We start from the raw sequence: 13146 nt of genomic DNA, 5'->3' as shown, positions 1-13146 counted from the left end.
AAATCAAACAAAAAAATTTGAGTAGCCCCCTATTTATTGCACTAATTATAACTAGATCTAGCCCTTTCCTTTTCTTTAAATTCCTACTTTAACTAGACCATACGGACGTTAAGTGATATGAAAGGTTCTTTATAATGGGGGAATTTTTCACCTTTTCTAAATAACTTATTATATTATTTTTATCTAATAAGGCACAGAAACAAATTAAAAACCTTTAGTGCTCCTGAGAAAACCTCTTGAGGAAAAACGTTTTTAGGGTGAAACGTTTTTCAGGGTACTTTTATACTGACTCTTTTCCTTAAAATGTTTCTGTACCTAATATTTAAATTAACTTATGTCAAAATATTTCGCAATACAAGTACTAAATGCTACATGGATATATAGAAAATGACACTTTTTATGAGCATAACCCATCAAATACTTATATTAAATATAGAAAAGTTACCTTGCTATTATTAAATTTGTTAAATTAAATAATGAAAATGGAGAATACTAACTTTATAATTGTCACAATTTAATCTATATATCTACTCTTTTATTACTCGTAAAAATCATTTGATAATTCCTTCAATATTAATTTATGAAATGCAGAGACCATCTAAAGCAACAATTTTCTTACATTAGATTGTTTTTCTATCTAATTTATTTTGTCGAAAAAAGTCGATATTTTCATATTTTTTTCATTTAATTATTGTACATTTACACATTTAATGTTAGGATTATGCCTATTCAAATTAGATCCTATTGATTCCTCTTTAAGATTTCTTTATTTTATTTGTGAAAATTAGTTACTTTCTAGTAAATTCCCAGCAATCATACAGCAAACTACACTAATAATAATTCTAAAATTATATTTTCATCTCGTAAATTCATAAAAAGGAATTTACGTCAAACTATATTTTCTATCTGTGTATATTCATTCTTTATTCAAACATGATTAATCATAAGTTCTAACTCGTTAATCAAATTTAAATAACAATTTTGATTCTAAAATAAGTTCAAAATCAAAATACATATATTGTTATTTCAAAATAATGTTGTAAACTATCTTTAGAATGGAAAGATTTATGTAACAGCATGTTAAGGGGTTACAGGGGGAATAAAAATGAGAAATTTTTTCGATGACAAGTATAAAAATATTGAATTAAAAAGGAGGCTATTAAATATAATCAGTGAAATTAGTGAATTAAAAGGAAAATTAGCTGCTTATCAGGAACAAAATCCTGATATATTTACTAGCTTAGAAAAAACCATACCACTTCATTACATAAAAAACTTTACTACTACCTATGAAGATATAAAAGTCCCAAATAAAAGATTAAAAGAACTTATTTTAGATGATATAGTACCTCAAAATATTTCGGAAGATGCTATCTTTTGTTTTTATCAAACACTTACTTTTGTACATAAGAATTCCTGTGATTTATTAATCAATCCAGAGACTATACAGGAATTACATTTTCAATTAATACATTACCTTACCTCTGACAGTGCCAAATGGCGCGAAAAACCGTTTACTATTCCAGGTATTCCTGAAAACGGAATGCACTTAAATAGTTACCGCATTCTTCCACATGAGCTTATTCCACAAGTAATGGAACAATTATGTGATCAATATAACTCATTAAATTCTAGTAAGGGCTATCATTCACTTTTATTAATAGCTCGTTTTATATTTAATTTTTATTGCATAGTTCCTTTTAATCAGGGTAACGGCAGATTGGCACTTATGTTAATGCAATTGCTATTAATTAAGAGTGGAAATACATTTGTAAAATATGTATGTCTGGATAAATACATTAAGAAAAATGAATCTGAATATTACAATTCGATTTATAAATCTTCGGTAAATTGGTACTGCGAGGAACATAATAGTAGCTTTTGGTTAAAAACGTTTTTAACTATTATATTAGAGGCGTACAAAGATCTTCATAATACAGTTCTAGATTCTATATGTAAGCATACTAAAGTGGAGAGAATTCAGGATTTTATACTTAAACAAAAACAACCCTTTACTAAGGAGTGTATTCGTAACACATATCCAGACATAGCAGAGAGTACAATCAGTAAGGCTTTAAATTCCTTGCAATTGTTTGGCCATATTAAGCTAGTGACAAAAGGAAGAAATGCTAGTTGGATTAAAGTTTAACTATGCTTGTAAAACACTTACAGTTCAAAAAAGAAAATTATAACTTTATCATTTAAATTCATGCCTTTGGACTCTTATTCATTGAATTTCACTTTAATATATTAAGCTATTATTACTAATTTAGTTATTTCTAATTCCTACAAAACGTTTTATAGGAATATTTGTCGAAAAAAGTCGTATTTTAATATTTTTTCTTTATTTTCTGGTTGTAAACGTTTCATTTTCGTGTTACCATCTTAATCAAACAATAGATGGTAATAAAAATGAAAATATTTCTTTCCCTTAGAAACATATAAACGTACGGTCATATCAAGAAAATAAGGCCAAAGGAATATTTGATACCTATCCAAATTACCAATAGGAATTTTGCCGCATTAACTTTCTGTTATTTCAGAATAAAACTTCACATTTTGTCCCTAAACAAAATTTGTTAGCGTGCAAAATTCAAATACACTAAAACACCCAAATAAATGAAATGTCCTTTTTTATTGAGCATTGAGGTATGAAAAAATAATTCTTCCTACAAAATTCAGCTGAATAACATAAAGACATCTAAATTACTACCTTTATCGCCATCTATTGTTGACAACATATTTACCAACTATTAAAAAGAACCTATCAAGGGTTCTTTTTTATTATAATCATTCAAATTTCACTTCTATCTTGATACTTAGATTTCTACACAAATTACATCTACTTTTTTACTCTCAATTATTGAATTTATAATATAGTAGTTCAATTTTAGTTATTCTTGATCTCAATCCGTTTAAATTAGTGAATAAAATTCAAACATATAAAAATAATAACTACAACTAATCGTTATATATTAAAGAGGTGTCAATTTTGTCCTTAAATGAAAAGACCCTAGAAACAAAGACAGATAAAACCATTGAAAAAATCCAAACAAGTAACTTAAAAGAACTTAAAAATACATTAGATAACATCTTTAATATTAGTGCAGATTTAATCGAACATCCTTTGCAATTAAAAACAAACACGAATATTTTACTATATTATTTTGAAGGCCTTACAGATGGTGTTGCATTAAAAGGAAATGTTGTTACACCATTATTACAAGAAGTGAATGAGGACAGCCAAATATTTAATTCTAATATTATTGCTACTCATACCAAAATAGTACATACGTGGAATGAAATTAAAGAAGGATTACTTGAGGGACAATGTGTACTGTTTATGGAAGGAGAAAAGAGGTCCCTTCTAATAAATACAAAAGGTTGGGCAGAGAGAGCGATTCAAGAACCAATTTCAGAAGTTACTATTAAAGGCTCACATGATGGGTTTATTGAGAATGCCACAAAAAACATAGGCTTAATTCGTCGATATATTCCTTCTACTGAATTGAAAATTAAAAAATTGACAATTGGAGAACGCGCCACTTCTTTAGTCTATTTAATTTACTTAGGGGATGTAGCAAACGAAGATGTGGTCCAAGAAATAGAAACTAGAATCTGTAAAATTAAAACGGATGCGATATTGAGCATTGGAGAACTATCTAATTTTACAAAGGATCAAAATTGGACTCCTTTTCCACAGGCTTATTTAAGTGAACGCCCTGATGCCATTTCTAATCATATACTTGATGGAAAAGTAGCAGTGTTAATTGATAGATCTCCTGGTGCGATGATTGTCCCAATGAATTTAATTGGATTTTTTCAGACTCCAGATGATTATAATATACATTGGCTCATTGCATCATTTTTTCGCTTATTACGATTTGCAGGATTTATTATAGCTATTTTTTTACCTGCAATTTATATTGCTATAGTCTCTTTTCATTTTGAAATCATTCCTTTAGATCTATACACTTCTATTGCAACGTCAAGAGTTAAAGTCCCTTTCGCTCCTTTATTGGAAGCTTTTATAATGGAAATCACACTAGAAATGCTACGTGAAGCTGGTATTCGCTTACCACAACCAATTGGACAAACAATTGGAATTGTTGGAGGGATTGTAATTGGGCAGGCGGCTGTTCAAGCTGGTCTTGTGAGTAACGTTATGGTTATTATCGTATCTATTACCGCCATTGCATCATTTATTGTTTCTAATTATGATTTATCAAGTTGTATTCGGCTTATTCGTTTTCCAATGATGTTATTGGCCTATTTTTATGGGATTGTAGGTATTGTTAGTGGATTAATGCTCTTATTTGCTCATTTTGTTTCATTAACTTCCTATGGTTCACCATACGGATTGCCAATAGCACCATTTCGTCTCCAAGAGTTAAAAGATTCTTTTGTAAGATTTCCTATTTCTATGATCACCACCCGCTCGAGTACAGGACAGCCGAAACAAAAAAAGAAAAAAGAAGGTGGTTCGCATGGGGAATCTTAAATTTCAAAACATAACTTTATTTGAATTTATTGTTTTCATCCATTCACTGCAACTTGCATCAGGTATGTTAATTATGCCAAGCCCACTTGCTACTACCGCTGGCACAGATGGCTGGATTTCTATCATTCTGGGATGGATGGTTACTTCTATAATTGGCGTATTTATTGTATTAATGTTACAAAAAAGTCCTAGCAAAAGTTTCTCACAGATTTTAAAAGCATACTTTGGTAAATGGCTAGGAACAATTTTTCTTCTTTTATATGCCTTTTATCTATTTTTTGCTGGTTTTAATACTTTATTAAAGGCAACTGACATTATAAAAGTGTGGATATTCCCTTCCACTCCTGCTTATCAAATCGCCATATTATTACTATTGCCTTTTATTATTTTATCATTGAGTGGGATAAGGGCTCTTACTAGTTATTCTATGCTTGTTTTCTTCTTCACTGCTTGGATGCCACTATTTCTTCTGTTTTCATTAAAGAGTAACTACAATCCTTTACACCTACTACCTATTTTTAAAGATGGCATATCCCCTATTGTAAAGGCAACAAAAGAAACAATTACCCCTTATGCCGGCTTAGAAATTGCATATTTTATTTATCCGTTCTTACAAAAAAAACAAAAAGCCCTAAAAGGAATACTAATAGCGAATACTGGAACCATGTTTTTCTATCTATATGTGACTATTCTTTCTTATATATACTTTAGTCCGGAGGGGATAAAAGACGTAATTTGGCCAGTATTTCATTTGTTAAAAGGGGTTCGTTTTTCATTCATAGAACGATTAGAAATTATATATATCGCTTACTATTTGATTGTATTTTCTACTACAATATATCCGTATTTATTTTTCAGTTTTGAATCTGTAACCATTTTTTTTCAAAAAAATGCTCGCAATTGGGTGCTCGTTAGTTTTATGTTTTTAATAGTCGGCTTATTTATTTTTCTAAATCCCGACGTAGATCAATATTTGTTTATATATTCTCTTATGGATATCTTAAATATCATTTTCTTTATTCTATTACCAATCTTTTTTTTCGCATACAGCATTCTTTTCACTTGGTTAACTAGGAGGAAACAACTTTGATTCGAAAATGGATATGGATTGTAACTTGTTGTGTATGTTTAATCGGTTGTAGTCAAAGAATCCCTCTTGAACAGGTTTCATTAATCCTGTTAATCGCCTTAGATAGAACTTCTAATGGAGATATAAAAGTGGGCACAAGCATACCACTCTTTCATCATAAACAGCAAAGAAGTACTATAGAGCAATGGGCGCAGGCATCCACTGTATATAATGGATTCAGTAAAATAGATACGAAGTTAACGGGCTATATGACAGCCTCAAAAGCTGAAATCATTTTAATTGGGAAAAAATTGGCCCAAGAAGCAAATTGGATGCAGGAGCTTGATTCTTCTTACCGTGATCCTTACGCCACCATTAATGCTAAAGTAGTACTTGTTGATGGACCTGTAGAAGAAATTTTCACAATTAATAAGCCCGATAAACCATCACTACCATCTTACATAAGTAGTGTAATCGAATCCTCCATTCAAAATAATCAATCCGTTTCTTCCACGATTCAACAATTAATGAGAGAAAAAAATGAAGAAGGAATGACACAAACTGTTCCAATTATCAAAAAAACAATGAATGAAATCGACACAGTAGGAATTGCACTTTTAGATCGACAAGGTAAATATTTAAGCCGTATCCCTAAAAAAAATGTTAAGTTCTTCAATCTTTTAAATAAGCCCAAAAATAAAGGCCGGATGATACTACACCTTGTGCTTCCACCTAAAAAATCCAGCCAAAAACCAAACACTTCTATATTAATACAGAATGCGACTAGGAAAATAGAGGTTAATTTTCAAAAAGGAAAGTTTGTATTTAATTTCGATATAAACGCTAATGTAGCTGTAATAGAAAAAACTAATGCACATTTAATTAAGGAGCATTATGATAATAAAAAAAACATACATAATTTAGAAAATGAGGTTCAAAAAGAAATTAATAAGAAATTACAAAATATGTTGTATGAATTACAAAAGAATAAAATTGATCCTATCGGATTATCGTTATATGCTAGAGCTTTTCAATATAACGAGTGGAAAAAACTAAAAGGTGATTGGTTGCAAGCGTTAGCAGAGGCTAAAATAACTGTAAAAACACACGTCAAAATAAAAGATACTGGGACCATTAGAAATTAGATTAGCCGATTCTTTTATTTGACAGCATTTCTCAGTCGAATTTCCCTTCCTCAATAATTATTATGAAAAAGACGCTAATTCAAAGAAAAATCTTTCGGTTAAATGCTAACCAATAGATTTTTCTTTTTTATCTAACCAGTTCTTTTAAAAGGGCAACAATTTAACTACGGTAATCAAGAACAAGTTTCTAATTTAAGGGATTTAAGAACTTATAACTCTATTGCAGTAAACATGCCAGATACCATTTCTATAGCAACTCCATGATTTAACATCAAAGCCGAAATTCCTAAGTTAAGGGGTTTCGGCTTTTTGAGTTCGTTCGAATACCTTATTTATTTACTTTGATAGAATAGATACACATTAGCATATTTGTGCTTAATTTTATCGTTTAATGCGGCTTTAATAAATCATTTTTAGTTTATATATCCCATACTGATAGCAATTGAATTTTATTATTTATCCCCTTGACTCTTTTGATATATTTCAAATCTCTTGATTACATGTTGTATAGGGGAGCCCTTCTTTTTTCCACGCAAGAAATCCCCCCTTTAAATTAACTACTTTCTTTATATCAGCTTTTTGTAAAATGCTAGCTGCTATAGCGGAACGTAACCCCGTTCGACATTGTAAAACTATTGGACAATTTTTCGGTACATCATCTAGCCGTTCAAGTAGATTACCTAAAGTAATATGTATTGCATCATGAAGATGTCCTTCATCCCACTCTTTTTTACTGCGCACATCGATAACTTTTACACTTCCATCTTTTATTAACGGATATAATTCATTTGATGTTTTTTCCTTATAAATCTCTAAACTATGGAATCTTTGAATTACCTTTGAAGGTGCAAAAGCAATAATATTATCTAAGCCAATGGACTCAAAGTCTCTAATAACTTCCTCCACTTTAACATTTTCCGCATCTAAAATTATTAAAGTTTCTTTTTTATAATCTAATATCCCCCCACACCAAGTTGTGAAAGAATTGTTATACGGTATGTTAATTGACTTCTCGATGTGGCCAGCAGCAAAACACTCTACATCCCTTATATCAACTATTTGCTGAACACCCCTCATCACTTCTTGAAGTTCTTCTATTATATAAATAGCAGTAATCTCTCTCTTCTTACGAGTTGGTGGACCATACTTATTTAAATACTTCATTAATGGAAAATACTTTGGAGGCTCTGGCTGTCCCGTTAATACATTCGATATAAAATTATCTTCATCATTACTCTGAAACGCCCAATTAAACATCTTTTCATAACCTAATGTGGAAGTTGGAATTGCTCCTAATGCTTTTCCACATGCACTTCCTGCACCATGTGATGGCCATATTTGCAAATAATCGGGGAGTATTTTTATTTTTTGTATAGAATCAAATAATTGTTTCGCTCCTATTTTTGCGGTATCTTTAATACCAACAGCAATTTCTAATAAATCAGGTCTACCTATATCTCCTACAAATATAAAATCACCTGTGAATATTCCTATCGGTTTATCATTCGTATAATTATTTTGAGTTGTATCGGTTACTAAAAAGGAAATACTTTCAGGCGTATGCCCTGGGGTATGAATGACATTGAATTTTATATGACCAACCTTAAACTCTGTTCCCTCTCTAACCAAATTGTATCGGCCCTCGTTAAGATTTTGATATTTCCAATCACCATCTCCTTCATCTGATACATATAAATTTGCATTAAAAAGAAGGGAAAGTTCTCTAGACCCAGATAGAAAATCTGCATGAATATGAGTCTCAGCCGCAGCAATTACTTCCAATCCCTCTTTCTTAGCAAATTCTACATATTGTTCTATATAGCGGCTGGGATCAATAACAATTGCTTCGCCTTCCTTCTGACAACCGACTAAATAGGAAGCATGAGCTAATTTTTCATCATAAAAATATTTTAAAAGCATAGCTATTCCCTCCAAATGCTTATTTCAAATTACTTCTCGGTTGTTACAACAACTCTTCCTTATAGAATCCCTTTCAACATTAAATTCCAATACATATAGGGCAACATATACCTTTTAAGTAAAAACATACTATACCGTTCTTTCGCTTGATTAAATGGAAACGTTTCTTGAGGCTCATGTTCATAGTTAAATTCAGCGAGTATAAGACTTTTATATCCTGTAACAATCGGACAGGATGTATACCCATCATAATTAGCCTGCAAGTCTCTTCCATTAAGTACGTCCAAAATATTTTGTTTTAAAACAGGTATTTGTTTTCGAATTGCCGCTCCAGTTTTAGATGTAGGTAAATTGGTACAATCTCCAAGTCCAAAAATATTCTTATATTGTACATGCTGCAATGTATAAGGACTTATATTAACCCAGCCTTGATGATCACTTATCTCACTCTCTTTAATAAAATTAAGTGGCCCCATTGGTGGAACAACATGTATCATACTATATGGTACTGTTTCTCGTTTCAGTGTTTGCGTATCTTCAAAAATTGCTTCTCTCTTTTCAGCGATAATTTCTACTAAGTTTTTATTATAGTTCGTTATAATTCGCTTTCTTTCTAGTACTTTTTCTAATGTTTCAGCATAACGCGGTACCTGAAATATGTTAGCGTTCGCAGAATAAAACATTACTTTACTTCTATTTTTCAAACCGCTATTACAAAAATACTCTTCTGCTAAATACATAATTTTTTGTGGGGCGCCACCACATTTAATAGGAGTATTGGGGTGGGTAAAAATCGCATTTCCTCCTTTGAATTTTTCGATTTCTTTCCAAGTAGAATCAACATATTTATAAGAATAATTGCTACAAACCCCATTAGTCCCAATAGACTCCTTTAAGCCTTTAATACCACCCCAATTTATTTGTATACCGGCTGCTACAATAAGAATCTCATATTCAAGTAGCATTCCATCATCTAAAAGTATCTTATTTTGATCTGGAAACAACTTAATAACACTTTTAGGAATCCACGTTGCTCCTTTTGGAATAAGTGATTCTTGATCACGCATCGTACATTCCTTTGAAACAATTCCTCCCCCAACTAAACTCCATAATGGTTGGAAGTAATGTTTTTTAGATGAATCAATAATAGCTATACTTTCTTTCAATAGGGGTACATTTCGTAACAAATGTGCAGTAGAAGATAGTCCTGCAGTCCCAGCGCCAATCACAATAATTTTATAATTATCTCTGGTCTTCATTATCCTCTTCCTATCTGAATTTAATTTTTAAGTTAACTAATTATTAGCCTTATTTCATCGTAGTAACAATATTATAAGATAAAAATACTATTATTTTGTCTTATTAAAAAGAATATTCTGTTAACGTTATCCGTCGACATTACTATATGCTTAAATCCCTTATGTTACTTCTTTAATTTGTTTCAAACTCTACAAACTTTACATTTCTCAATATTAGCCTGTATTCTATCTCACTTTAATGACATTACACTTCTATAGATAATGAAATGCAAGTTTCTTTGGTATGGTTTGTCCATCCTCCTTTTCAGGAGATAGACAAAAACAATCTTATTCCAATAGCTATATTACCTATTCTTTTTTGAATCTTTATTATAAATATCTATACATGCATTTGAGAACGTCTTTGTTGTTTTTCCAGTCCCTCAATAATGTGAGCAGTCGGTATATATAATAATTGAGCTGCTGTGTAAACACTTATTATAAAATTACATTATTTACCTACGGTAAGAAAAAAGATGAATATAAGCTTTTTATGCATTATATATTAATGTAGTACTGTAGCCTAGTTTGACCTAGCTTTAACTGAATCCCTTTGTTGTAGATATTTGATTTTATTATTAATAATTACGGTACATGAAATTGTTAAATTGTAATAAAAAAAAGCTCCTCGGATAGGAGCCCATTATATTACAAAACAATTAAGAACTCCCTCTATTAAAAACTCTGCTTAAGCTTTGGGGTGAAAATTGGCAATAACTCATCTAACCCCTATTTGTTACGATAAATAATTGGTTGAAAACCATTCTCCTTCTGCTTATTATTTCAAGCTCTTTAGAGCTTCACTTTCACTATTAAACTCAATTTTTGAGAAAGGGTACTTCTATCGGAGAAAATAATAGAATCTTTTAACTCTGCATGGGAAAATGCATATATTAGTTGGATTGGCATCTATATTCAGCTTGCAAATTAGTCCTTGTGAGCTGTCACCTTTTTATGGAGCACATATGTATTTTGGTTCTTTTTATTTAATTTTATTTACACACTTAAAAGAAACTAGCATATGATATTATATACTAATCCAAAAACCATATAGTCTACTTTCTAAGAGCACTGATTTGTGTTCTTTTTTAGATAACGCTTTTGTTCAATTTTTTGCCACATTTTTAAAACATTTATTTCCCCTTAACAAGCCCTTTTAAAAATAGTTACATATAAACCTTCTAACCATATTGTATTTTTAAGCCTTTGGATTGGTTTAATAGTTATCAAATTGATTATGAAGGGATAAAGCCCAGAGGTGACTTCTATTAGTCCAAACACTTCACATTACTATCACATACACTATAAAATGTTTGGAATTTAATACATTATTAATACTTAGAGTTAGGAGGGTTTAATATGGCAGCATGTGAAGGTTTAGCTTGTGTTATATTCTCTGTATGGCCAGTGGGAACAGTTGTTACAGTTACTACTAGATCGGGTCAAATTATTGGGCCTGCTACTTTTTCGCAATTCATTCCGAATACTTGTGCGGTGGTTTTAGTTGAAGAAGATGTGATTACCCCCTCTTCTACCAATACTATATTTATAAGTTGTGAAGATATTGAAAGTGTTACTTTAGCCACTCCTTAAGATGATTCAGATGGTTCGAGCTTAATCCATATTTAAGACATTCTAATGAATGTCTTTTTTCATGAAAAATCTAATCAACTTACCCCAAAATATACCATTATATTGTTTCAATAAATTGCTTTAATTTCAATTTTTTCTCTTCTAAAGGTTACTTGTCTACACATCGTTCTACAAACTTTCATATGATATAGTATATTGTTTAAAGGAGGGATAAATTTGTTCTTATGCAATTTATTTGGTTGTTCAGGTGGAGTATGTAGTATTTTTAAAAATTTACAACCAGGCGAAGTCGTTACTGTTACTGGTAAATCTGGAAATATTATCGGACCTGCTATTTTTACAAATTTCAATCCTAATACTTGTATCGTCACATTAGAAGAGGAAAATTCAGTTACTCCTCCTACTACAAGTATTACTAAGATCAGTTGTAAAGAAATAGAAAGTGTTACGTTTATCTCATAATATATTTTAAACCTAAAGCAGGGATTGAAATATGAAACTCTTATACATTACTTCTGGTTACTCAAAAATCTATCAATATTTAGATCAAAGCATACAGAGAGCATTTATCGATCAAAATTTTGAATGGTTAGCAGTACAGCCGTGTGAATTACTCGAACAATTGGATTTCATTACGGCAACATTTCATCCTGATATTGTATTCACCTTATTAGGGAATCATCTACCACAAAAAGCAATTCATTATTTTAAAAAAAGGAACATTAAATTAGCTGTCTGGTTAACTGAGGATCCATTTTATATAGATACTTCGCTTCTTCTATTAAATAACTTTGATTTTATATTTACTATTGATAGCGAAGCACTTAAATATTACACAGCTTTAGGATATATCAATGTATATCACTTACCATTAGCAACTAATATAGATGTATTTAAACCTAGTCTAAAAAATCCAAAATATAAAAGTGAAGTTTTGTTCATTGGATATCCTTATCCAATCCGTGTGAAATTGATACAGTTTCTTTTGGAAAAAACCCCTTATCACTATACCATTATTGGTAAGCACTGGAGAAATAAGTTATTAAAAAAATGGAAGAATCACCGAAGAATTAAGATTATAGAAGAATGGATTCCACCTCAAGAAGTTGCTCTCTATTATAATAACGCTAGTCTTATATTAAATCCTCATCGTAGTCATCTATTTCCACAGAATAAAAATAAAAATAGAGTGAAAAATAATACTATTAATAATCGTACCTTTGATATTGCAGCTTGCCAAGGATTTCAAATTATTGAAGAAAAACCTGACCTTTCATCTTTCTTCAATAAAGATGAAATTATATCCTATAACAGCTTTGAAGACTGTTTAAATAAAGTATCTCTTCATTTGAATGATACGATTTTAAAAGAATTAATGGTCGGAAAAATTCATACAAAAATTATTACCCAGCATACTTTTCATGAGAGAATCCATTTTATAACGACTATTTTACAATCACACCTTCATTAAAATAAAAATCCCCTTCTGCATATAGGTGCACAAGGGGATTTTTTCAAATTAATCTATTCGTTCTACAGATAATGTTCATAGATAAATAAGAAGTAACATTATGATGAATTAATCATATATTATTTCCAAGTAAAAAACCCTAATTTACT

General features: G+C 30.5%; 9 protein-coding genes. 7 read left to right on the top strand and 2 right to left on the bottom strand.

Going from position 1 to position 13146, the window contains the following annotated elements; all coding sequences use genetic code 11:
- Positions 1-1105: 1105 nt before the first annotated feature.
- The 4 genes from NHG49_RS12980 (at position 1106) to NHG49_RS12965 (ending at position 6715) form a co-directional block, all read left to right on the top strand.
- The gene (locus NHG49_RS12980) at positions 1106-2149 is read left to right on the top strand and encodes a Fic family protein (RefSeq protein WP_064475276.1); all 1044 of its coding nucleotides are present in this window, start codon (positions 1106-1108) and stop codon (positions 2147-2149) included.
- 843 nt (positions 2150-2992) lie between these two features.
- Positions 2993-4501: a spore germination protein gene (locus NHG49_RS12975; RefSeq protein WP_258126096.1), complete on the top strand. Its 1509-nt coding sequence runs from the start codon at positions 2993-2995 to the stop codon at positions 4499-4501.
- Complete coding sequence (locus tag NHG49_RS12970; RefSeq protein WP_064475274.1) at positions 4488-5591, top strand: GerAB/ArcD/ProY family transporter; 1104 nt, start codon at positions 4488-4490, stop codon at positions 5589-5591. The genes NHG49_RS12975 and NHG49_RS12970 overlap by 14 nt, the downstream gene beginning before the upstream one ends.
- A complete protein-coding gene (locus tag NHG49_RS12965; RefSeq protein WP_064475273.1) occupies positions 5588-6715 on the top strand; it encodes a Ger(x)C family spore germination protein in 1128 nt (375 codons plus the stop codon). Before NHG49_RS12970 ends, NHG49_RS12965 begins: the two co-directional genes overlap by 4 nt.
- Positions 6716-7198: 483 nt before the next feature.
- Here the strand turns inward: NHG49_RS12965 and NHG49_RS12960 are convergent, their stop codons facing one another.
- Positions 7199-8635 (bottom strand): MBL fold metallo-hydrolase, encoded by a 1437-nt coding sequence (locus NHG49_RS12960; protein WP_222655324.1) that lies wholly within the window; start codon positions 8633-8635, stop codon positions 7199-7201.
- Positions 8636-8694: 59 nt separating this feature from the next.
- Positions 8695-9894 carry an NAD(P)/FAD-dependent oxidoreductase gene (locus NHG49_RS12955; protein ID WP_222655325.1) on the bottom strand — a complete coding sequence of 400 codons (1200 nt, stop codon included), beginning with the start codon at positions 9892-9894 and terminating at the stop codon, positions 8695-8697.
- 1398 nt (positions 9895-11292) lie between these two features.
- On the opposite strand from NHG49_RS12955, the gene NHG49_RS12950 reads away from it, so the two are divergent.
- From NHG49_RS12950 to NHG49_RS12940, 3 genes are all read left to right on the top strand, one after another.
- Positions 11293-11526: a hypothetical protein gene (locus NHG49_RS12950; protein ID WP_064475270.1), complete on the top strand. Its 234-nt coding sequence runs from the start codon at positions 11293-11295 to the stop codon at positions 11524-11526.
- Positions 11527-11742: 216 nt separating this feature from the next.
- Complete coding sequence (locus tag NHG49_RS12945; protein ID WP_000477970.1) at positions 11743-11988, top strand: hypothetical protein; 246 nt, start codon at positions 11743-11745, stop codon at positions 11986-11988.
- Positions 11989-12019: 31 nt separating this feature from the next.
- Positions 12020-12997, top strand: a complete 978-nt coding sequence (locus NHG49_RS12940; RefSeq protein ID WP_064475269.1) for a CgeB family protein — start codon at positions 12020-12022, stop codon at positions 12995-12997.
- Positions 12998-13146: the final 149 nt, after the last annotated feature.

Source organism: Bacillus sp. IBL03825 (assembly GCF_024712505.1).
Lineage (GTDB): Bacteria > Bacillota > Bacilli > Bacillales > Bacillaceae_G > Bacillus_A > Bacillus_A wiedmannii.
This window is presented reverse-complemented; position numbering and strand designations above follow the sequence as displayed.